The sequence below is a fragment of the Archangium sp. genome (assembly GCF_057119385.1).
This window is the reverse complement of record NZ_DBNGVP010000053.1, coordinates 1-22,029: the sequence shown is the minus strand read 5'-3', so window position 1 is coordinate 22,029 and position 22,029 is coordinate 1. Positions and strand designations below refer to the sequence as shown.

Genomic DNA, 22,029 nt, shown 5'->3' with positions numbered 1-22,029 from the left:
CATCAGCCAACGTGCCTCACCTTTCCAGTCTCGGTGATGGGATACCCCTGCTCACGGGGAGCCTACCCATCACCCAGCTCGCTCATTCTGGCCCGCTTTTCCCTCATCCAGCGTGCTCGGTAACAGTTCCTCGTGGCAGGCAGACCGCCAGCGGTAAAGAGGCGATCTCCCGTGTCCTCTTTTCACATGAGGGCACCGATTATCTGGAGGTCTGGCGCCTGCCGGACAGCAACCGGCTGGAGGCCGCGGTGAGCTACCTGGCGCGTCCGCGCACACCCGAGGGGATGGGCGAGCTGGTGGAGGTGACGGTGCTACCGCGTGGTGCGTCTCGAATGGCGCTCGTGCGCCTCGAGGAGGAGGTGAAACTCACCGCGCGGCTCGAGCACCCGGCCATCGCTCGCGTCCACGGTCTCTACACGCACTCGGGCGACACATTCCTGGTCGCGGAGCATGTGGAGGGTTGCAGCCTGGAGTCGGTTGGCTCCCTCACCACGTTACGCCAGAAACTGATGTCCCAGGCATTCGCTGTCTACGTGGCCAGCGAGGTGGCCGGAGCGTTGCATTACGCCCACACGCTGACAGACGAGCAGGGGTGTCCGTTGGGCATCGTCCACCGAGGGGTGGGCTCGGAGTCCATCCGCGTGGGGTTGAGGAGCGGCGTGGTGAAGCTGGCTGATTTCGCTTTCGCCTATTCGCTGCTACCCGAACGCGCGCCCTCGCCGGAGCGGCTGATCCGAGGAATCATTGATACGGCCGCGCCGGAGCGCCTCGCATTGAAGGGCCGCCCCGGGGTGGATTTCCGGGCGGATCTCTTCTCTCTCGGCGTGCTGCTGTTGGAGTTGCTGACGGGTCGTACTCTCTACGATCTCGATGCGGTGGAGACTGCGGCCCAGCGGGCACTGCGAGCCCATAAGAGGCGGGCCAGGTTGGTGGCGGAGGTGCCCAGTTGGGTTCCTGTGACGGACATGGCCATGCGCGCGGCGGCAGTTCATCCCATGCACGTGGCCGCGGCACTGCGCGACGCAGGGGTGTCCACGCCCGTGGGAGATGTTGTCCGCAAACTGCTCCGTCATGACCCGGCGGAGCGGTACGCAACGGCGGCGCAAGTGCGAGCCGACCTCCAGGCCTGTCTGAATGCCCTGGAGGGGGGGCCCTATGGGGCAGAGGAGGCGGCACGGGAACTCCGTCAAGCCCGGGACGAGGCCGAGGTGTCTCCCTTGCGAGAGGAACTGGGGCTGTTCGAGATGGGGGTCTTCAAGGACGACGTGCCCCCGCGTCCTGAAGACACACGCTGCCCGCACTGATGGGGTTGAACTGCTGCCGCACACGGGGCGTGCCCGGAAGGCGGAGGAGGGGAACACGGAGCTCGCCGGCCGTGTTCCCCCAGTTGCCAGAGAGACGCTCAGTTCGCCGCGATCGTGGGCGCGGCTTCCATGCCCTCTCGCACAGCGGCCAGGAACCGTTCCAACTCCACCATGGGCACGTTCTGCATGTTGAGGAGCGTCTTGCCGCCCTCGTTCCGCGAGCTGAGGCTGACGTTGGCGATGCCGGTGAAATGCCGCCGGACACTGTCCTCAATGAGCAGCAGACGCGCGGCGTCGGGAGTGGGGACGTTCGGCCGCGGGGGCGTGCGCTTGGCCCTCGTGGCCCTCTCCACGTCATCCACGGTGCAGTCGGCGAAGCGCACCTTCAGCAGGGTGCCGTCCTCCTGCGGAACATCAATGAGCAGGGGGCCGGGGTCAGCGGGCACCGTCGTGCCAGTCACCTCCGCGTAGGTGAGCAGGGCCCGCAGGTTGAACATGCCGTACTGGGTGGCGACTGACTCCGGGAAGTTCCGGGCGACGGTGCCGTACGCGCTCAGCGTGGCCTGGGACAGCGCCTTCACCCTCTTGACGAAGAAGTCCCGGGCGTTCTTGTACCCGCCCATCTCCGCGAGCCGCTTGTCCACGACATGGTTGTAGAACACCCCGATCTGATGCTGGTGGGTGTTGCCCTGCTTCACCAGGGTGTTGATGTTGTCGGCGATCTGGTCGAGCGTCAGGTCGGAGCTGATGACGGACTTCGGTGCGGTCAACGGTGATGCAATCATGTGAATCTTCCCCCATTGGAGCGGAACGTCTCGGTACGGCGGACGAGGACGTGGCACGTTGCGGGCCAAGGGCGGGAAGACGTCATTCCGGGGAGTTGTGCCGCACGTGTGCATCGAGAGGGTCCATGTTGCGGCTGGTGCGTCCGTCATCCGGGATGGTGCTACGCTCTTCCGCGTCCTTCGCTTCCAGTCGACTGGAAGTCGTTGATGTAGGGGGCTGGCGCACATCGCTTCCAGTCAACTAGAAGGTTGAAGAGCTGCTGGGGCCGCCGGACGTGAGTGGGCCTGGTTCGATGTAACGGGTGAGCGATTTGAGGCGGGGACGTAAGGCGCCCGAGGAACGGGTGTGGGCTGCATTTCGTGCGCACGCTGACCGTGGTGGGGGGAGGTCTCGGGACGCATTTCAGCGGCTCGGGCCGTGACTTCATCTTCGCCCCTCCAGGACCACGAACGTCTGGCGGTAGGCGGGCCTGTGCACGCCACTTCTGGGGGCCAGAAGCATGCCCCACGTGCGCTGATGTTCATCCCCATTAAGGGGAGTTGGGCCTGTTCCGTGCTGTCCCTGGACGCTGGGAGTGCTAAACCCCGTAGCCCCATACTACCTACTTACCGGAAAGGCCTGTGCATGCTGCTGCAGGGCAAGAAGCTCCTCATCACCGGAGTGCTCACCCCCCAGTCGCTCGCCTACGGCGTGGCCGAGCACGCGCTCCAGCAGGGCGCGGAGATCGTCCTCACCGGCTTCGGCCGGGCGAAATCGCTCACGGAGCGCAGCGCGAAGCGCCTCAAGGCGGGTGTGGACGTGTTGGAGCTGGACGTCACCAACCCCGCCCACTTCCCCGCGCTCACCGAGGCGCTGCGCCAGCGCTGGGGCCGGGTGGACGGGGTGCTCCACTCCATCGCCTATGCCCCCGAGGACGCGCTGGGCGGCAACTTCCTCCACACCCCCTGGGAGAGTGTCCAGACGGCGTTCCGGATTTCCGCCTTCTCCCTCAAGGAGCTGTCCGTGGCGGTGATGCCGCTGATGACGGAGGGCGGCTCCATCGTCACCCTGGACTTCGACAACCGGGTGGCCTGGCCCATCTATGACTGGATGGGCGTGTGCAAGGCGGCCCTGGAGGCCACCGTGCGCTACCTCGCCCGGGACCTGGGCCCCAAGAAGATTCGCGTCAACGCCCTGGCCGCCGGCCCGCTGGCCACCGTGGCCGCCAAGGGCATCCCCGGTTTCAAGACCCTGGAGAAGGCCTGGGGCGCCCAGGCCCCCCTGGGGTGGGACGCCCGGACCAGCCACGACATGGTGGCTCGCACTGCCTGTGCGCTCCTCTCGGACTGGCTGCCTTCCACTACGGGCGAAATGGTGCACGTGGACGGTGGCTACCACGCCATCGGGGCCCCGCCGGTGCCGCCCGAGGAGGGCGAGCAGGGGGACGGCAAGAGCGGGATTCCCCCCTCGGCCGGCTGATCGCTGTACGGCGGGACGGGCTCGCCCGTCCCTCTGGAGTCAGAGATTCTCTCGCCCCCGCTTTTGCAGGAGGGCGAGGTCACGCTACAGTCTCACCGTTTCCTTCAGCCGGGTCCCGATCTTCGGTCCTTCGGCAGGAGCCTGGGTTTGAGCGCCAACATCCTCCTCGTGGATGACAGCCCGACCGTACGCAACATCCTCAAGATCTATCTCATGAACCTGAAGATGGGGTTCGTCGAGGCAGAGGACGCGACGCGGGCATTGCAGCTGCTCCGGCTGGTGCCGGTGAAGCTGGTCATCGCGGATATCAACATGCCTGGTATGGACGGCATCACCTTCGTCAAGCAGGTGCGCCAGAGCCCCCTGGCTCAGGTGCGCGACGTTCCGGTCATCCTGCTGACGGGTGAGCGGGGCGGCGACCTGCGGCAGCGGGGCGTCGAAGCCGGTGCCAATGCCTTCATCAACAAGCCGGTCTCGCATCACGATCTGACAGAGACCGTTCGCAAGTTCCTCGCGCAGAATTGAGAGCCGAGCCGTGAGCCTCCCGTCCCTGCTCCTCGTCGATGACAGTGATGCCATCCTCGCGCTCGAGCGCGCGATCCTCTCGGGCCATTACGCGCTGAATACGGCGAGCAATGGCAAGGAGGCGCTCGAGAAGGTGGCCCGCGTGCAGCCCGCCGCCATCCTGCTGGACCTCTCCATGCCGGAGATGGACGGCGACGAGGTGCTCAAGCGCCTCAAGGCGGACCCTGTCACCGAGCCCATCCCCGTCATCATCATCTCCTCGGAGGTGGCGCGGGCCGAGGCGTGCCTGGCGCTGGGCGCGGAGCTGTTCCTGGCCAAGCCCTTCCGCGCGGATGAGCTGCTGAGCGCGGTGGAGAACGCGCTGGCCAACGCGCGGCGCCGGGCCCGGCAGGGCTCGCTGGCCCTGCTGCGGCTGACGGTGGGAGGTCTGGAGTTCGCCATCCCGCTGGACTGCGTGCGTCAGGTCATCCTCCAGCCCGCCACGCGCCCGTTGCCGATGGGGCCGGGGTACATCTCCGAGTTCTTCGAGCTGCGCGGCCAGCCCGTGTGCGTGCTGGACCTGGCGCGCCGGCTGGAAGTGCAGCACCGGGAGACGATCGAGGAGCGCAAGCTGATCATCCTGGAGATCGACGGCGTGCTGCTGGCGCTGAGCGTGGACGCGGTGCAGGACCCCGAGGAGTACCAGTCCTCGGACATCGATCGGCGCGATCGCGTGGGCGGCGCCGATCATGGTCAGCTGCGTGACACGCTGGTGGGCATGCTGCGGGCGGGTGAGCGCCCGGTGCCCATCTTCGATCCGAAGGCCTTCGCCACCCAGGAGCTGTTGCGCGAGGCCGTGGGAGTGCTGCGGCCGGCGGGGGTGGAGCGCAGCGCATGAGTCCGGGGGTGGTGGAGCCTCAGCAGGTGCTCGCGCGGGCGCGTGAGGTGGTGGCGTCGTGCACGGGTTTCCGTGACACGGCCATCTCGCCCACGGCGGTGGACCGTGTCGTGCGCGCGGAGCTGGCGCGGGGCCGCTCGCCGTCGGAGCTGTTGGCGGAGCTGCAGCGTCCCGGTGCGCCGCTGGCGCGGGCGCTGCTGGATGCCGTGCTGGTGGGGGAGACGTACTTCTTCCGCCACCCGGAGCAGTTCCGCTTCCTGGCCTATGAGGCCGTGCCCGCCGCGCTGGGCCGGGGCAACCTCACCCTGCGCGGGTGGAGCGCCGGCTGCGCCTCGGGCGAGGAGACGTACTCCATCGCCGCGTGCCTGTTGAACATGGCGCCGCCGGGCGTGCGCGTGGAGGTGCTCGGCACCGACCTGCACGAGGGCCGCCTGGAAGCGGCGCGCCGGGGCGTGTACGGCAACTGGTCCCGCCGCGAGGCCGGGCCGCTGCTCCATCCGCTCTACCAGGAGGTCGGCGAGGGCCGGGTGAGCATCCTCGACCCGGTGCGCGCCGTGGTGCGCTTCTCCCAGGGCAACCTGCTGGAGCCGCTGCACGAGATGCACGGCCTCTTCGACGTCATCTTCTGCCGCAACGTGCTGACGTACTTCTCCCCGGACGCGGTGCAGGTGGCGCTGGGCCACCTGGCCAAGGCGCTCGTGCCGGGTGGCTTCCTGCTGCTGGGCACCGTGGAGGTGGATCATCCGCCCGCGGGGCTGGTGCGCGTGGGCGCTCCGGAGCTGCAGGCCTTCCGCCGCCCGCTGCCCCGGGAGCTGACGCCGCCCCCGGCGCCCAAGCCCATCCCCGTGGCCCGCGAGCCCGAGCCCTTCCGGGCCGCCGCCTCCCTGCGCGCCACGCCGCCGCCTCCCGCGCCCAGCGCCGTGGGCCTGCACACCGAGGCGCTCCAGCGCATCGAGAGCGGGGATGAGGCCGGCGCGGCCACCCTTCTGGAGAAACTGTTGCAACAGTTCCGTGACTACCTTCCCGGCATGCTGGAGCTGGCCCTGCTGCGCGAGCGCGCGGGGGCTCGCGAGGCTGCCTTCGCCCTCATGCACACCGTGCGCGACAACGCCGCCCGGCTTCCGCCGGATCTGATCATCGAGGGGCCCGAGCCTCTTCCGGCCCGCTTCTACAGGGCGTCCGCTGACGCCTTCCTCACGTTGGGAGCCATCGAATGACAACCAGCAACCGAGGCCCCGAGGAGGTCCAGGATCAGGAGGTGCGCGCGCTGCTGGACGAGCGTGCCTCGCGCCTGCGCGGCCGCGTCGACGGCAACGCCGACGAGACCGTACTCATGGTGGCCGAGTTCCCCCTGGGCGAGGAGCGCTACGCCATTCCCCTGGAGTCGCTGCGCGCGGCCCTGCCGCTGCGCCTGGTGACGCCGGTGCCCCTGTCCCAGCCGCACGTCATCGGCGTGCTGCGCTACCAGGGCTCGGTGCTCGCCGCGCTCAGCCTCGCCGCGATGCTGGGCGGCCATGGCTGGCGGCAGGACCCGGCCGTGCTGCTCGTGGTGGATCGCGGTGACGGCGAGCTGTGCGCCCTGGACTGCGAGGCCATTCCGCGCCCCCTCAGCATGCCCACCGCCGCGGTCGAGGCGGCGCGCACGCACTCCGAAGGTCCCGTGACCGAGGTCCTCTTGGCCAGCAACCGGCAGATCATCCACCTCATCGACCTGCCGCGGCTCTTCGCGCGTGGCACCACGACCGGGGGGGCTCGCAATGGCGGTTGATCCCATGCTGCAGAGCCTGGTGGCGGGCTTCTCCACCGAGGCGCAGGAAGTCTGTCAGAAGGTCACCCTGGACCTGCTCGATCTGGAGCGGGAGGGCATCGACAACGAGGCGCTGGCCAAGGTGTACACGCGCCTGGCGCGGCACCTGCACACCCTCAAGGGCAGTGCGGCCAGCCTCGGACTGCAGGACCTGAGCTCCATCGCCCACAAGCTGGAGGATGCCCTCGCGCCGCTGCGCAAGGACATCAAGCCCATGCCGCGGCCGATGGTGGACATGCTGCTGCACGGGCTGGACTTGTTCCTGCTCCGTGCGCAGGCCCACGCGGAAGGCCGCGGGGACGCGCTGCCGGATCCCACGGCGGCCCTGGCGCAGCTCGTGGCGGACGCGCCGCCCCCGGAGGAGGCCGAGGCGATGGCCATGGCCGCCGCCTCCGCCCATGCCGGGCCCGCCACGCCCGCTCCGGCGCAGGCCGCCCCGTCCCAGGCGCCCGCGGCGGCGGTGTCCGCGGCGGACGACGACACGTCGGTGGACGCCAGCTGGCGTGTGGCCGCCCACCAGGTGACGGCGCTGATGCGCGAGGTGGAGCGTCTGCGCGAGTTCCGCATGCGCCTGGAGGATCGTCTGCGCGACATCTCCAAGGCGGTGGATCTGCTGTCGGCGCGCGAGCTGCTGGCGCCCACGGCCCGCGCCCGCGCGATGCTGTCGTCCGTGACGGCCGGCGTGCGCTCGGACGGCCACGAGGCCTCCGACATCGTGGACAGCCTGGAAGAGGGCCTCAAGTCCATCACCACGCGCCCGGTGCGCACCATCCTCGAGCCGCTGCAGCGCATGGTGCGCGACCTGTCGCGCCAGCTGGGCAAGCAGGCCCGGCTCTCGGTGGTGGGCGCCGAGGTGTCGCTGGATCGCCGGCTGCTGGAGAAGCTCAAGGGCGCCATGGTGCACCTGCTGCGCAACGCGGTGGACCACGGCATCGAGATGCCGGACGAGCGCGAGCGCGTGGGCAAGCACCACGAGGGCGCCCTCACCCTGCGCGTGGAGCAGCAGGGCAACATCCTCGTCCTGGAGCTGAGCGACGACGGGCGCGGCATCGACGTGCTGCACGTGCGCGCGTCGGCCGAGCGCAAGGGGCTCATCACCGCGGACGAGGGCGCGCGGATGCACGAGGCGCAGATCCGCGACCTCATCTTCCGCCCGGGCTTCAGCACCCGCACGGACGTCACCGACACCTCGGGCCGCGGCGTGGGCCTGGACGCGGTGCGCTCCGCGGTGGAGGGCATGCAGGGCCGCATCGAGGTGGTGAGCACCAAGGGCTCCGGCACGCGCTTCATGCTCACCCTGCCCATGGAGCTGGGCAGCTCGCCGGTGCTCACGGTGCGCACCATCGACTCGCAGGTGGGCCTGCCCATGCTGGCGGTGGAGTCCACCCAGCTGGCCAGCCCGGAGAACCTGCGCATCGGCCGCATGAAGACGCAGCTGGACTACAACGGCCAGCTGGTGCCGGTGATGGACCTGGGCGCCCGCATGGGCCTGCGCGCCTCGGCGCCTCCGTCCGAGGGCCAGCCGCTCATCATCGTCCAGAGCGGCGGCAAGCGCCTGGCGCTCGCGGTGGACGCGGTGGTGGGTGACCGCGACCTCGTCATCCGCCCGCTGCCCGCCGAGGTGCGCGATGTGCCCGCCTACCAGGGCGCGGCCATCCTCAGCCGCGGCGAGCTGCTGCTCATCCTTCGCCCCGGCTGGGTGGTGACCGATTCCACCCCGACGACGGTGGCCATGCCGCAGAGCCGCCGCGCCCTCGTGGTGGACGACTCTCTCACCGCACGCGCCCTGCACCGGGCCATGCTGGAGGCCGGTGGTTTCACCGTGCACCTGGCCGCCAGTGGTGCCCGCGCCATGGAGCGGTTGCAGACGGAGACCTACGACGTGATCATTTGCGACCTCGAGATGGAGGAGATGAACGGGACCGAGCTGATCGCCAAACTGCGCGCTCAGCCGGACACCAAGGAGGTCCCCGTCATCCTCGTCTCCGCCAACGACAGCGCGGGCGCGCGTTCGCGCGGGTTGTCCGCGGGTGCGGACGGCTACCTCAGCAAGCGTGAGTGCGCCGCGGGCCGCCTGTTGACCGAAGTGCTCGACGTGATGAGCCGAAGGGGGGCACGCGCATGAGCAAGGAGCCCATCCGCGTCCTGGTGGTGGATGACTCCCCCACGATGGCCGACGCCGTCAGCGCGCTGCTGACGGACGATCCGCGCATCGAGGTGGTGGGGCGGGCCAATACGGGCAGCCGGGCGGTGACGCTGGCGCGGCTGCTGCGCCCGGACGTCATCACCATGGACCTGTTGATGCCGGACCTGGACGGCCCGGCGGCCATCGCGGCCATCATGGCCGAGGCGCCGGCGCGCATCCTGGTGGTGAGCGCCGTGGCGGACCAGCGCAACCTGGACGTGTGCTTCCAGGCGATGAGCGCGGGCGCGCTGGAGCTCATCGGCAAGCCGGCCGTCACCAGTGGCGAGGAGCTGCGCCGCTGGGGCCGGCAGCTGGCCGAGTCCGTGTGCCTGATGGCGGAAGTTCCGGTCATCTCCCGGCGCCTGCGCCCGGCCTCCCCGCCGCCGCCCGTCACCGGGGCGCGCGTGGACATCTTCGGCCTGGCGGCCTCCACCGGTGGCCCTCCCGCGCTGTCGGAGGTGCTCTCGCGCCTGCCGGCGGACCTGCCGGTGCCCATCGTCATCGCCCAGCACATCACCGAGGGCTTCACCCCCGGCATGGTGCGCTGGCTCTCCCAGGTGACGTCCCTCAAGGTCGTCATCGGCAAGGAGGGCGAGCGGCTGGAGCCGGGCCGGGTGTACTTCCCGCTCGACGGGCACGACCTGACGGTGGAGGGCAACGGGGTGGTGCGGCTGACGCGCACGCGCGGCGGACCGTGCCCCTCGGGAGACCTGCTGCTGTCCTCGCTGGCGCGCACCTACGGCAGCCGTGCCGGCGGTGGCGTCCTCACCGGCATGGGAGAGGATGGCGCCCGCGGCCTGCTGGACATCAAGAAGGTGGGCGGCGTCACCTTCGCCCAGGACGAGACCTCTTCCGTCGTCTTCGGCATGCCCCGGGTGGCCATCGAGTTGAAGGCGACGGACCGGGGCGTGCCCCTCTCCGCCATCCCCGACATCATCCGCATGAGCTGCCGCCGCAGCCCCATGCCCAACACCCGCCCTCCCGGTCCGGAAGGTGTGGCGTGAGTCCCTTTCCGTTCCGGTCCCCCCGACCGGCCCCGTCCTTCTCCGTTGAGGAGCTTCCGTGAGCCCCCACGCCACCTCCAATAAATCGCTCGGCATCGGCCCCAAGATCGTCTTCATCACAGCGGGAGTCGGTGCCGCCATCGCCATCCTGCTCACCGGGGTCGCCGCGACCCGGTTGCGTGGCAACCTCGTGGACAGCACCGTCAGCGAGGGCAAGGCGATCGCCATCGGCCTGTCCGCCGCCGCCGAGCGGGCGTCGTCCGACGGTGCTCCCTCGCTCCAGCCCCTGCTGGACACGTTCCGTGACGTGGACGGCGTGGGCTACCTCTACGTGGTGGACAGCGCCAACAACGTGCTGGCCAGCACCTTCTCCGGCGAGTTCCCCCAGGCGCTGCTGAGCGCCAACAGCCTGCAGATGGGCGAGCTCACCAACGGCGAGCGCGTGAAGGTGCAGGAGCGGATGGATGTGCCCATCGACGGCAGGAGCATGACGATCGCCGACGTGGCCGCCCCGCTGGCCGGTGGCATGCGCGGCGTGGTGCACGTGGGCATGAAGCACGACAACGTCGGCCGTCAGGTGGGCCGGCTGTGGTTCACCATGATGGGGCTGGGCCTGCTCATCGTCCTGGGTGGCCTCGCGGCGGCGTCCATGCTGAGCCGCTCCATCGTGGCTCCGCTGCGCGAGCTGGCCGACGTGGCCTCCCACATCGTCGATTCCGGCGACCTCACCCGTCCCATCCCGGTGTCCGGCTCGAGCGAGGTGGGCCTGCTCGCCCGCGCCTTCGCGCAGATGGTGGACCGCCTGCGCACGGTGACGCAGAACCTCCAGCAGGCCGCCGAGGCCCTCAACGCCTCCACCGAGCAGCTCAACACCTCCGCCGCCGAGCAGTCGCAGACGGTCTCCCGTCAGGCCTCCGCCCTCCAGGAGACGCAGGTCACCGCCCAGGAGATCCGCCAGACGAGTCTCCTGGCCGCCCAGAAGGCCGACTCGGTGCTCTCCGTGGCCGAGCGCGCCGACGAGCTGAGCCGCGCCGGCGAGGCCGCCCTGGAGCAGACGCTCGTGGGCCTCAACGACATCCGCGTCCAGGTGCAGGAGATCGCCGGGAAGATCCTCGAGCTGGGTGAGCGCACGGTGCAGATTGGCAGCATCACCCAGACGGTGAAGGACCTGGCCGACCAGTCCAACATGCTCGCGCTCAACGCCGCCATCGAGGCCGTCCGCTCCGGCGAGCACGGCAAGGGCTTCGGCGTGGTGGCCCGTGAAATCCGCGCCCTGGCCGACCAGTCCATCGAGTCCACGGACCGCGTGCGCGAGCTGCTGGACGATATCGGCAACTCGGTGGCCATGGCCGTGCGCATCACCGAGCGCGGCTCGCAGCGCATGGAGGCGGGCCTCGAGCAGGTGCGCACCTACGGCAAGAACCTGCGCGAGCTGTCCTCCATCATCCAGGACAACGCCGCCGCCGTCCGGCAGATCGCCGCCGCCGTGGGCCAGCAGAACGTGGGCATCAACCAGATCACCACCGCCGTGAGCGACCTGTCCAAGATGATGGACGAGACCGTGGCCCGCATCGGCGCCACCGGTGAGGCCGCCACCACCCTGCAGATCATCGCCGACCAGCTCAGCAGCGCGGTGAAGACCTACCGCGTTCAGTAGTCCGCACGGACAGGTTGAAAAGGCCAAGGGCCAGGGGAGGGGAGACCCTCCGACCTGGCCCTTGTCGTTTCTCGCTCTTCTACGCCGCGGGCGCCGGAGCGGGGGCGGGCAGTGCCTTGAGCTTCAGGCCCTCGCCCTCCACGTCGAAGCGCGCGATGCCGCCACTCGCCAGCTCGCCGAAGAGCAGCGCCTCGGCCAGCGGCTTCTTGAGCGTGTTGTCCACCTGCCGCGCCATGGGCCGCGCTCCGAAGGCCGGGTCGTACCCGTGCTCCGCCAGCCACGCCTTCGCCGCCGGCGTCAGCTCCAGCTTCACGTTCTTCTCCGTGAGCATCTTCTGGAGCAGGCCCACTTCCTTGTCCACCACCTTGAGGATGACCTCGGGCGGCAGTCCGGAGAAGAGCACCCACCCGTCCAGGCGGTTGCGGAACTCCGGCGTGAAGGTGTTTTCAATCGCCTTCTTCGCCCGCTGCGCGTCCGCCGGCAGCTGCTTGTCGCCGAAGCCGATGGACTTGGTGCTCATCTCCCTCGCGCCCGCGTTCGTCGTCAGGATGAGGATGATGTTGCGGAAGTCCGCCTTGCGGCCGTTGTTGTCCGTCAACGTCGCGTGGTCCATCACCTGGAGCAGGATGTTGAAGAGGTCCGGGTGGGCCTTTTCAATCTCGTCCAGCACCAGCACCGCGTAGGGGTGCTTGCGGATGGCGTCGGTGAGCAGACCGCCCTGGTCGAAGCCCACGTAGCCCGGAGGCGCGCCGATGAGCCGGCTCACCGTGTGCTTCTCCGAGTACTCGCTCATGTCGAAGCGCAGGAACTCCACGCCCAGCACCGCGGCGAGCTGCTTGGCCAGCTCCGTCTTGCCCACGCCCGTGGGGCCCGAGAAGAGGAAGCTGCCAATCGGCTTCTCTGGCGCGCGCAGACCGCTGCGCGCCAGCTTGATGGCGTCCACCACCGACTTGATGGCCGTCTCCTGCCCGAAGATGACCTTGTTGAGCTCCGGCTCCAGGTTCTTGAGCTGCACGCCCTCGCTGGCGGACACGCTCTTGGCCGGAATCCGCGCCATCTTCGAGATGACGGATTCCACGTCCGCCACCGTCACCTTCCCGGTGCGCTGGCCCTCGGGCTTGAGCCGCTCGGCCGCGCCCGTCTCGTCCACCACGTCGATGGCCTTGTCCGGCAGGAAGCGGTCGTTGATGTGCTTGGCGCTCAGCTCCGCCGCCGCCCGCAGGGCCTCCGTGTCGTACTTCACCCCGTGGTGGTCCTCGTAGCGGCTGCGCAGCCCCTCGAGGATGAGGATGGTGTCCTCCACGCTCGGCTCGCCCACTTCGATCTTCTGGAAGCGCCGCGACAGGGCCCGGTCGCGCTCGAAGGACGCCTTGAACTCCTGGTACGTCGTCGAGCCGATGCAGCGCAGCTTGCCGCTGGCCAGCGCGGGCTTGAGCAGGTTGGACGCGTCCATGGAGCCGCCACTGGTGGCCCCCGCACCGACGATGGTGTGGATTTCATCGATGAAGAGGATGGCGTCCGGGTGCTCCTGCAGCGCCTTGAGCACGCCCTTGAGGCGCTCCTCGAACTGGCCGCGGAACTTGGTGCCCGCCAGCAGCGCGCCCATGTCCAGCGAGAAGATGGTCGAGTTCTTCAGCACCTCGGGCACCTTGCCCTCGTGGATGTGCAGCGCGAGGCCCTCGGCGATGGCCGTCTTGCCCACGCCCGTCTCGCCCACGTAGAGCGGGTTGTTCTTCCGGCGCCGGCACAGCACCTGGATGGTGCGCTCCAGCTCCTTCTGCCGCCCGATGAGCGGATCGATCCGGCCCAGCTTCGCCTCGGCGTTGAGGTTGGTGGTGTAGGCCTCCAGCGGGCTCTTGCGCGGGCCGCCCTCCCCCTCCTCGTCCTCGCCCGTGGGGATGGCACCGCGGGGCTCGCCCCCACCCTCGGAGGACGGGGAGCCGTCCTTGGAGATGCCGTGGGAGATGTAGTTGAGCAGATCCAACCGGGTGACCCCCTCCTCCTGCAGGAGGTAGAGGGCCTGGCTCTCCCGCTCGCGGAAGAGCGCCACGAGGATGTCCCCGCCGTCGATGACCTTCTGATCGGCGGACAGGGCGTGCATGGCGGCGCTGTGCAGCACGCGCTCCACGCCCATGGTCTGCTGCGGTTCGGCCTCCTCTCCCTCGGGGAGCCGCTCCACGGTCTCCTTCAGGAAGTTCTCCAGGTTCGCCTGGAGGCGCTTGACGTTGGCCCCACAGGCCTTGAGCACTTCGCGGGTGCGGGGCTCCTGGGTGAGCGCGAGCACCAGGTGCTCGAGCGTCAGGTACTCGTGACGCATCCGGCTCGCTTCTTCCATCGCGTTCCGGAAGCTGTCCTGCAATGCCTTGGCAATCAGCGGTCCTGCCACGGTCTCAACCTTCCTCTGGTTCCATCGAGAGGCGCAGCGGGAAGCCATTCTCCCGCGCCGCTGCCTCCACGGTCCGTATCTTCGTCTCGGCGACCTCGAACGTATAAACGCCAGCCACGCCGATTCCGTTGTAATGAACGTGCAGCATGATCTGCACGGCGTCCGCCTCGGATTTGTGGAAGACCTCCTTCAGGACGGCCACCACGAACTCCCGGGTCGTGTAGTTGTCGTTGTGCAGCAGTACCTTGTAGAGGGTGGGCCGCTTGAGCTTCTTCTGCGGTACCGTCTCCGTGACAACGTTGGAATCCGGGTCGTACTTCTCTCGGGACATGGTCTCCCTCTAACGAGTAGGGGGCACCAACGGCCCCCGCTTGAATCCTGTTTCGGCCCGCCACCGGGGCAGGCCAGCCAGCACGGCCGCCCGTTCGTGCTCCAGGAAGGAGCGTACAGCCCGGTCGACCCCCGGGTGGAAGAGCAAGTGAGCGCTCCAGGTGAGGCTCGGCTCGAAACCCCGGGTGAGCTTGTGCTCCCCCCCCGCGCCCGGCTCGAAGCGCTCCAGCCCCCGGGCGATGGCCTCCGCCACCGGGTGGTAGAGGCACACGTTGAAGTGGAGGAAGGGGTGCTCCTCGTCGCAGCCCCAGTAGCGGCCGTAGAGCGCCCGGGGCCCCACCAGGTTGAAGGCGCCCGCCACCAGCCGGCCCTCGCGGCGGGCCTCCACCACCTCGCAGGCGTGGGAGAAGGAGGAGAGCATCCGGGCGAAGAAGTCCCGGGTGAGGAAGCGCACCCCCCACGGGTACTTGTCCACCGTGGAGGCATACAGGCGGTAGAGGTCGTCCGGGTCCACTCCGGCCAGGGCGTCGCCCCGGAGGGTGCGCAGGGTGAGGCCCTGGGCGGCGGGGGCGCGCAGCTCCCGGCGCAGCTGGTTGCGCCGGTGGGTGTGGAAGCGGCCGAGGAAGTCCTCGAAGGAGCCGTAGCCCGTGTTGCGCCACTGGTACTGCACGCCCAGACGCACCGCGTAACCAGCGGCCTCCAGGGCCTGGGTCTCGGCCTCGGTGGGGAAGAGGACGTGGACGCTGGAGAGGCCCCGGGCGCGGGCGTACTCCAGGGCGGCGCGGGCCAGCTCCAGCTCCCGGGCGGGCCGGTCCTCTCCGGGGGCCACCAGCAGCCGGCGGCCGGTGACGGGGGTGAAGGGCACGGCCAGCACCAGCTTGGGGTAGTAGCGCACGCCCAGCCGCTCGGCGGCGGTGGCCCAGGCCCCGTCCGCGACGAACTCGCCGTGGCTGTCGTCCTTGAGGTACGCGGGCGCCGCCGCCACCAGCCGCGAGCCCCGCCACAGCGTGAGGTGGTGGGGGTGCCAGCCCACATGGGGCCCCACGCTGCCACTCTCCTCCAGCGCCGCGAGGAAGGCCCACTCCAGGAAGGGCCGGCCCGCGTCGTCGAGCAGCCCGTCCCAGGCTCCCCGGGGAACCTCGGTGATGGCGCGGTGGATGCGCAGGGTGGGCGGCAGCGGGTCTGACATCGTCGAGCGGCCGCAGCCTATAACGGCCGGCCCTCCGGCCCGCCAGCCCGCGAGCCCCGTCCCCCGGCTCCGAGCGGCCTACCGGCCCCGGGTGAGCTCGGCGGCGAGGAAGCGGCCCACCTCGGCCAGCCCGGCCTGGGCGCGCTCACGGCCCTCGGGCGACTCCATCACCCGGCGCGCGGCCTCGCTGGCGGTGCCGGCCTCCAGGTCCGCGAGCACCAGGAAGGCGCTCCACGCGGGGTTCAGCTCCGCCACCCGTCCGGGGCGCGTGGGCCGGTCCTTCAACGTGGTGGCCACCTTCTCCAGCAGGCCCTCGTCGGTGAGCCGCTTGGACTTGCCCCGCATGGCCGTCCACGCCTCCTCCAGCAGCCACGGCAGCAGCCGGCCCTGGAGCGCGGCGGAGAGCCGCTGGGCGGCCTCGTCCTCGTCGATGTGGTGGGCGCGCGAGTAGGTGGGGATCAGCTTCGCCACCACCACCGGGCGCGTGGCCAGGTGCGCCAGCCGGGGAGGGTAGGCCATGGCGTGCCTCCTACCAGCGCACGAGGAGGCGGAAGCCCAGGTGCGAGCGATCCTCCACGCTGACGATGGGCTGCACGTGGGCCCGCTCCAGCGCCACCTCGAGCGCGCCGGCGATGAACTCCGGGCGGTTGTGGACGTCGGGGATGGTGATGCGCCGGGCCCGCTCGCCCACCGGCACCAACTGCACGTCCAGGTCCGGCCGTCCCATCATCGCCAGGTAGCGCGGCAGCCGCTCCACCACGCGCGCCGGGCCAATCATCGGCAGCGCCACCGCGGCCACCCGGCCCACCAGCGTGTCGGCGAAGCCCTCGGTCAGCTTGCGGCCGAGGAGGCGGTAGGCGTCCGCGTCGCTCAGCTCCCCGTACGTCAGGTCCCTGGCGAGCGCCACGCACCGCTTCCACACCTGCACCGGGTAGTCCACCTCGGGGCACTTCGGGTCATACCCCTCCGCACTCAGGGCCCGGGCCAGCTGGCTGTTCGGCTCCAGTCCCCGGACGAAGAGGCCCTCGAAGACACTCGATGGGATGCGCGGCTGTGTTGCCACTCTGGGCGTCTGCGACAGCAGACTCGGGCTCTCCATGGGACATCTCCCCCGGTTGGATGACCAACCGTCCTCTCAGCTTATCATGCCTGGACCGTCATCCACTGAAATCCAGTAAAAATCTGATTGTCCGATAAATCAATTCAGGCAGGGGATAATCCCCCCAGCTCGCGGTTGCCACGGGCGGACGGGCGGCTTAGAGGAAGGGCACAGGAGAAATTTCCACATGTCGGTGAACATCCAGCTCGAGTGGACGCCCAACCCCAGCACGCTGAAGTACGTGGTGGATCGGCGGCTCGTGTCGTCCGGTGCGGTGAACATCACGAGCAAGCAGGCCGCGGAGGAGAAGTCGCCGCTGGCGGTCAAGCTCATGGGCATCAAGGGGGTGACGGCGGTGATGGTGGGCAGCAACTTCGTCACCGTCACCAAGGGCGACGAGGGGGAGTGGGACGAGCTGAACGACGCGGTGATGGCCACGCTGGACGAGCACCTGACGGCGGGGCTGCCCTCGGTGAACGAGGAGGCGCTGGCGGCGGCGCGCACGGTGGCGGGCGCGGGCGGCTCGGTGGAGGCGCGCATCCAGGACATCCTGGACGCGGAGATCCGCCCGGCGGTGGCGCAGGACGGCGGCGACATCACCCTGGACCGCTTCGAGGAGGGCATCGTCTACCTGCACATGAAGGGCTCGTGCGCGGGCTGCCCCTCGTCCACGGCGACCTTGAAGATGGGAATCGAGACGCGCCTGCGTGAGCTCGTCCCCGAGGTCAACGAAGTGGTGTCCGTCTGAGACGGCAGGTCAAGGGCAAGCAGGTCCGGCGCGAGCTGCTGCCGGACCAGTCGAAGGAGCTGCTGCGCGAGCTGCACCTGCTCACGCGCGAGGGCAACCTCAACGCGGACGCGCTGCGCAAGCTCAAGCAGGTCAACCACCTGGTGGGCCTGCTGCGGCCGGCCATGGAGGACGTGCAGACGCGGCATGGCGCGCCCGTGGTGGTGGACGCGGGCAGCGGCAACGCGTACCTGGGCTTCATCCTCTACGAGCTGTTCCTCAAGGACGCCGAGGCGGGCACGCTGCTGAGCGTGGAGGGGCGGCTGGAGCTGACGCAGCGGGCGAAGGAGCGGGCGGGGCGGCTGGGCTTCGGGAGGATGGAGTTCCAGACGGCGCACCTGGACGAGGCGCAATGGCCCGAGCGCATCCACGTGCTCATGGCGCTGCACGCGTGTGACACGGCGACGGACGACGCGCTGGCGGTGGCCATCCAGAAGGGCGCGGACCACGTGGCGGTGGTTCCGTGCTGCCAGGCCGAGGTGGCCCAGCAGCTCAAGGACAGCAAGCAGGCCGTGGAGCCGACGCTGGCGCTGCTCTACCAGCACGCGTGGCACCGGCGGGAGTTCGGCAGCCACCTCACCAACGTCATCCGCGCGTTGACGCTGGAGTCCTTCGGCTACCAGGTGACGGTGACGGAGCTGACGGGCTGGGAGCACTCGCTGAAGAACGAGTTGATTCTGGGCCGGCGCGTGCACCGGGAGAACCGGCAGGCGCGCGCGAAGCTGGAGGCGCTGCTGGGCTCCTTCGGGGTGCGGCCCAAGCTGGCGCGGGTGCTGGGCGTGGAGCCCGCGCCGCGGACGCTTCCTCCTTCCACCTGAGTGGGTCTCGGACCCGTGGCCTCCCTGGCGCGTCCGCGCGCCGGGTCCCGCCGCGTGACCCGGGGTGACGTTCGCGGTAGGGTGGGGCACTGAACCTCCGCCGTCAGCTTGGAGCCCCTCATGGGATATGTGCCGTTCGTGGTGATGCTGGGCGTGCTGTTGGGCGCCGTGATGTGGGTTGTCTCGCAGCTCGGCCGTTGGCTGCGGGACTACCGTCAGGCCTGCCACCTGCTGGGGGCACACGGAGGGCTCCAGCGGGCGGAGGCCCTCTTCCGGAGGGCGGCCCGAGGCCTGTACGGAACCCACCGGACGGCGGCGCTGGCGGGCGTGGGGCTGTGCCGCATGCAGCGGGGCGGGTACGCGGAGGCCGCGGCCGTGTTGGAGCCGCTCATGGCGCGGCGGCTGCCCCGCTCGATGCGGCTGGACGAGGTCGTCCTGCCCGGACACCTCGCGCTGTGCCTGGCCATGTTGGGAGAGACCGCGCGGGCCCGGCACTGGCTCGGCGTGGCCCACGAGCGCTTCGGTGGCCGGGTCACCTTCCTGGTGCTGCCCGAGGTGGCCATCCTCTGCCGCGAAGGGCACCTGGGCGCGGCGTTGAAGATGATGGAGGACTGCTGGCCGCTGCTGCTGGCCGACGGGCGCGTGTGCTCCCGGATCCGGATGTTCCGGGCGTTCGCGCAGTGGAAGGTGGACCCCGAGCGCAATACCGACTTCGTCTTCATGACGCTGCTGTCGCTCGCGCCGATTCCGGAGTGGGAGATGGCCTTCTGCCAGGAGCACTGGCCGGTGCTCGCGGACTTCATGCGGATGGGCGATGAGCTCGTGGCCCGCCAGCAGGAGCAGCGTGCCCAGCGGGAGGCGGAGTGGGAGGCCCGGTACGCGCAGCGCGAGCGCGAGCAGGCGGCCGCGTCCCGGGAGGCGCCGAAGCCGGACGACGGCGACGACGGCGCTTCCGGGTGAAGCGCGCGCCCGCCCCGGCGCCTAGTCCTCCGGCTTCGGTTTGGTGCCCGGCTCCCGGAAGACGAAGCGCTTGACGGCGGTGAGGGGGGACCAATTGGCGATGTAGACGGCGCCCGGCTCGGAGCTGGGCACCTTCTCCACGCCGTCCTCCTCCGAGGTGCCCAGGATGAAGCAGACGGGGTACGTCTTGCCGTCGGGGGTCTGGGCGCGGTCGTACCGGCCATAGACGTTCGTGCCCCCGGTGAAGAGCTCGCCGAAGAGCAGGGTCCCCTTGGGCATCCCTTCAATATCGAACTTCACCTGGCTGACGATGGGGCCGGAGCGGACGAGGGGGGGGGGGCCCTCACCCTGCCGGATGTCGACGATGACGGTCGGGCCATATCCCCACCGTTGGCCGAGCGCCTTCATCGCGGCGCGCGCTTCGGCGGGGCAGTCGCTCTCGGCGGGGCGCCGCTGGGCACCGGCGCAGGCCAGACCCACGCACAAGGCGGTGGTGCCGAGCACTCTGCCCGGGGGGCCAGACAGCTGTCGCGGGGGCTCGCTGGGGTTTGTCGGCGGGAGCTTCTTCAAGGGGGCACCTTTCGTGGCTCGTGCCTTCCCGGGGGAGGCAGCCGCGGGGGTTGACTCCGGAGGTAGTGGAGCCGCGGCCGACCCAGCATCGGCGGGTTCCAGTGCCCGCGCCACTTCGCCGCTCCCGGGTGGGAGGGCCTCGGAGGAGTGCCGGGGCAGCGCCCAGAGGCCGGTCAACGCCAGTCCGAGCCCCAGTGCCATGGCCAGTCCCCCGGCCTGGAAGGCCCGGCCGCGTCCCCGGCCTTTCGGGGAGGGCGCCCCGGCCCGCTGTCCTCTTCCCCGGCGCCCGGCGGATGGGTTGCCCGCGAGGAGCATGAACCGGGGGCTGGTGGCCGTCAGGGGCCGGGTGGGAATGGCTGGGCGGCGGATGCGCCGGCCGGGCGCCTCGCCGTCGTTGCCCGCCGGGACGGGCTCCCATTCGAAGAGGCTCGCCTCCCATTCTCCGCGCTTGCCGAAGGCCGCCGCCGCCATCAGCGCCTCGTGCACCGCGGCGCCGTCGCGGTAGCGCTGACTCGGGTCCTTGGCCAGCATGCGCATCAGCACGTCGCTCAGCACTCGGGGCACCCGGCGGTTGAAGTCCCGGGGCGCGTGCGCCCGGTGGTGGGCGATCATCACCGCCAGGAAGTCCCCCGGCAGCTCGGGGTTGAAGGGGTAGTGCCCCGTCACCGCGCGGTACAGGCTCACCCCCAACGCGTACAGGTCATCCGCGGCGCCCACCGGGTACGGCTCGCCGGAGTGCTGGCCCCGCTGCATCCAGAAGCGCATGGCCTCGGGACTGCGCAGGTGCGCCGTGCCCGGCGGCAGGGACGTGGGAGTCAGCGGGCTCGCGCCCTCGTAGACCCCGATGCCGAAGTCCACCAGCACCGGCTCGCCGTCCGGCTCGCGGATGAGGATGTTCTCGGGCTTCACATCCCGGTGCACCACCCCCCGGGCGTGGAGCTCTCCCAGGGCCAGGGCCAGCTTCGCCCCCGCCTCGGCGAACCGGAGGAACGAGGGGTTGAGCGTCTCGGCGTACTCGTCCAGGGGAAGGCCGGGCACCAGGTCCATGACATGGTAGGTGTGGCCCTCGACCGGATCCGGCCAGCGCCCGTGGCCGTGGATGCGCACCACGTTGGGATGGACGGCCTTGTCCATCAGCAACACCACCTCCCGTCCGGCGCGGGCGTCTCCGGGGCGCAGGGCCAGCTTGAGGGCCAGCATGACGCCGGGATGATGGATGTCCTCCACCCGGTAGGCGGCGCCGTAGCCGCCCACGCCGAGCCGATCCACGACGCGCCAGTGGCCCACCTCCGTGCCCGCGGGCAGGGAATCGGGCCGGAGGACGGGGGTTGTTTCGTGCATGGGTGACCTCAAGGATTGAAGGGGGTGAGGGTCACGGCTCGCCCGCCGTCCTGGTCGCGCAGTTCCAGGTCCCAGAGCGAGTCCGGGCCCTTGGGGGGCCGCTCCAACTCCACGGCGAGGGCACGGACTTCTCCTGGCCGCAGCCGCGTCCCGTCCATCCACACGGGCAGCCGCCGCACCTCGCGGCCGGCCGCGTCCCTCAGACGGGCCTCTCCGGGGAACCAGGGTCGGGCCTCCGGGGGCAGGTGGAGCTGTGCGACCACCACGATACGGGAGCGCGCGTGGTAGACGTCTTGTTCAATCACCCGCACATCTCTCCACTCAGGTGGCACCTTCAGCCGCAGCCGCGTCACGCCATCTTGCAACTCCCCCGAGAGCGCGAGCTTGACGAAGCTGCCCGCCTCGCAGCGGGCGAGCACCTCCTCCAGCCGGGCCTCCAGCGCCGGGACCGAGCGGGGGTGGCGGATGACGCGCACCTGGACATCCACCTCCCGTTCCGCCGGGACGAGCGCGAGCCTGGCGTGGGTGGGGGACAGGCCATCCGCGAAGCCCACCTTGAGGAGCAGTGGCCGGTCCTCGGGCAGCGGGAGCGCGGGCCGCAGGACCACCAGCCGGGTCGTGGGCTCCACCAGCGCGAAGCGCTCCTCGCGCTCCTGCACGGCGAGCGAGTCCGGGTCGATGGACGCATCGAACTCCAGCACCGTGTCGTAGCCGGGGGCGATGCGCACCGTGGGTGCCGGCTCCGAGGCGCTGTCGGGGAGCACCAGTTGGCGGGCCTTCAGCTCGGGGCTGGAGAGCGGACGCGGCTGGGCCGCGGCGGAAGTGGCGCCCACCAGGGGCAGCAGACACAGGGCACGGCGCGGAAGGACGAGGGTCACTCCGGAAGTTCCTCCGGCGGGTGAACCTAGCAGGTCATGCGGCGCGGTGGCAGCCGTTGTCCGCGAGG

At 70.2% G+C, this 22,029-nt stretch carries 20 protein-coding genes; 12 read left to right on the top strand and 8 right to left on the bottom strand.

All coding sequences use genetic code 11. From position 1 onward, the window contains the following. On the top strand, positions 1 to 1,304 hold a 1,304-nt coding region (locus AC16DP_RS12010), incomplete at its 5' end, for a serine/threonine protein kinase (RefSeq protein ID WP_483956704.1). A 98-nt stretch (positions 1,305 to 1,402) separates the two neighbouring features. Here the strand turns inward: AC16DP_RS12010 and AC16DP_RS12005 are convergent. Next, positions 1,403 to 2,089, bottom strand: a complete 687-nt coding sequence (locus AC16DP_RS12005) for a hypothetical protein (protein ID WP_329732124.1) — start codon at positions 2,087 to 2,089, stop codon at positions 1,403 to 1,405. Between the two features lie 625 nt (positions 2,090 to 2,714). Between AC16DP_RS12005 and fabI the strand changes: the two genes are divergently transcribed. The 8 genes from fabI (at position 2,715) to AC16DP_RS11965 (ending at position 11,603) form a co-directional block, all read left to right on the top strand. Continuing rightward, on the top strand, positions 2,715 to 3,548 hold the full coding sequence (fabI, locus tag AC16DP_RS12000) for an enoyl-ACP reductase FabI (protein WP_329732123.1): 834 nt from the start codon (positions 2,715 to 2,717) through the stop codon (positions 3,546 to 3,548). A gap of 147 nt (positions 3,549 to 3,695) precedes the next feature. Next, positions 3,696 to 4,073, top strand: coding sequence for a response regulator (locus AC16DP_RS11995; protein WP_043405934.1), 378 nt, complete (start codon positions 3,696 to 3,698; stop codon positions 4,071 to 4,073). A 10-nt stretch (positions 4,074 to 4,083) separates the two neighbouring features. After that, positions 4,084 to 4,950: a response regulator gene (locus AC16DP_RS11990; RefSeq protein ID WP_329732122.1), complete on the top strand. Its 867-nt coding sequence runs from the start codon at positions 4,084 to 4,086 to the stop codon at positions 4,948 to 4,950. Then, positions 4,947 to 6,167: a CheR family methyltransferase gene (locus AC16DP_RS11985; RefSeq protein WP_329732121.1), complete on the top strand. Its 1,221-nt coding sequence runs from the start codon at positions 4,947 to 4,949 to the stop codon at positions 6,165 to 6,167. The genes AC16DP_RS11990 and AC16DP_RS11985 overlap by 4 nt, the downstream gene beginning before the upstream one ends. After that, positions 6,164 to 6,718, top strand: a complete 555-nt coding sequence (locus AC16DP_RS11980; protein WP_329732120.1) for a chemotaxis protein CheW — start codon at positions 6,164 to 6,166, stop codon at positions 6,716 to 6,718. Before AC16DP_RS11985 ends, AC16DP_RS11980 begins: the two co-directional genes overlap by 4 nt. Next, complete coding sequence (locus tag AC16DP_RS11975) at positions 6,708 to 8,882, top strand: hybrid sensor histidine kinase/response regulator (protein ID WP_329732119.1); 2,175 nt, start codon at positions 6,708 to 6,710, stop codon at positions 8,880 to 8,882. The genes AC16DP_RS11980 and AC16DP_RS11975 overlap by 11 nt, the downstream gene beginning before the upstream one ends. Further along, complete coding sequence (locus AC16DP_RS11970; RefSeq protein ID WP_329732118.1) at positions 8,879 to 9,946, top strand: chemotaxis protein CheB; 1,068 nt, start codon at positions 8,879 to 8,881, stop codon at positions 9,944 to 9,946. Before AC16DP_RS11975 ends, AC16DP_RS11970 begins: the two co-directional genes overlap by 4 nt. 58 nt (positions 9,947 to 10,004) lie before the next feature. Continuing rightward, positions 10,005 to 11,603, top strand: a complete 1,599-nt coding sequence (locus AC16DP_RS11965) for a methyl-accepting chemotaxis protein (protein ID WP_329732117.1) — start codon at positions 10,005 to 10,007, stop codon at positions 11,601 to 11,603. 79 nt (positions 11,604 to 11,682) lie between these two features. On the opposite strand, the gene clpA is transcribed toward AC16DP_RS11965, so the two are convergent. The 5 genes from clpA to AC16DP_RS11940 all read right to left on the bottom strand — a co-directional run bounded on the left by clpA (position 11,683) and on the right by AC16DP_RS11940 (position 16,607). Further along, positions 11,683 to 13,989, bottom strand: coding sequence for an ATP-dependent Clp protease ATP-binding subunit ClpA (gene clpA / locus AC16DP_RS11960; RefSeq protein ID WP_329732116.1), 2,307 nt, complete (start codon positions 13,987 to 13,989; stop codon positions 11,683 to 11,685). 4 nt (positions 13,990 to 13,993) lie between these two features. Next, a complete protein-coding gene (locus tag AC16DP_RS11955; RefSeq protein ID WP_043405956.1) occupies positions 13,994 to 14,320 on the bottom strand; it encodes an ATP-dependent Clp protease adaptor ClpS in 327 nt (108 codons plus the stop codon). 9 nt (positions 14,321 to 14,329) lie between these two features. Next, on the bottom strand, positions 14,330 to 15,508 hold the full coding sequence (locus AC16DP_RS11950; protein ID WP_329732115.1) for a GNAT family N-acetyltransferase: 1,179 nt from the start codon (positions 15,506 to 15,508) through the stop codon (positions 14,330 to 14,332). A 78-nt stretch (positions 15,509 to 15,586) separates the two neighbouring features. After that, positions 15,587 to 16,027 (bottom strand): hypothetical protein, encoded by a 441-nt coding sequence (locus AC16DP_RS11945; protein ID WP_329732114.1) that lies wholly within the window; start codon positions 16,025 to 16,027, stop codon positions 15,587 to 15,589. A gap of 10 nt (positions 16,028 to 16,037) precedes the next feature. After that, a complete protein-coding gene (locus AC16DP_RS11940) occupies positions 16,038 to 16,607 on the bottom strand; it encodes a DUF2378 family protein (protein WP_329732113.1) in 570 nt (189 codons plus the stop codon). A 187-nt stretch (positions 16,608 to 16,794) separates the two neighbouring features. Between AC16DP_RS11940 and AC16DP_RS11935 the strand changes: the two genes are divergently transcribed. The 3 genes from AC16DP_RS11935 (at position 16,795) to AC16DP_RS11925 (ending at position 19,172) form a co-directional block, all read left to right on the top strand. Next, a complete protein-coding gene (locus AC16DP_RS11935) occupies positions 16,795 to 17,355 on the top strand; it encodes a NifU family protein (RefSeq protein ID WP_329732112.1) in 561 nt (186 codons plus the stop codon). After that, positions 17,352 to 18,212 carry a class I SAM-dependent methyltransferase gene (locus AC16DP_RS11930; RefSeq protein WP_329732126.1) on the top strand — a complete coding sequence of 287 codons (861 nt, stop codon included), beginning with the start codon at positions 17,352 to 17,354 and terminating at the stop codon, positions 18,210 to 18,212. Before AC16DP_RS11935 ends, AC16DP_RS11930 begins: the two co-directional genes overlap by 4 nt. A 120-nt stretch (positions 18,213 to 18,332) precedes the next feature. Further along, positions 18,333 to 19,172 carry a hypothetical protein gene (locus AC16DP_RS11925; RefSeq protein WP_329732111.1) on the top strand — a complete coding sequence of 280 codons (840 nt, stop codon included), beginning with the start codon at positions 18,333 to 18,335 and terminating at the stop codon, positions 19,170 to 19,172. A gap of 21 nt (positions 19,173 to 19,193) precedes the next feature. On the opposite strand, the gene AC16DP_RS11920 is transcribed toward AC16DP_RS11925, so the two are convergent. Next, positions 19,194 to 21,083: a serine/threonine protein kinase gene (locus tag AC16DP_RS11920; protein ID WP_329732110.1), complete on the bottom strand. Its 1,890-nt coding sequence runs from the start codon at positions 21,081 to 21,083 to the stop codon at positions 19,194 to 19,196. An 8-nt stretch (positions 21,084 to 21,091) separates the two neighbouring features. Further along, entirely contained in the window at positions 21,092 to 21,961 is an 870-nt protein-coding gene (locus AC16DP_RS11915; protein WP_329732109.1) for a DUF2381 family protein, read from the bottom strand. Positions 21,962 to 22,029: the final 68 nt, after the last annotated feature.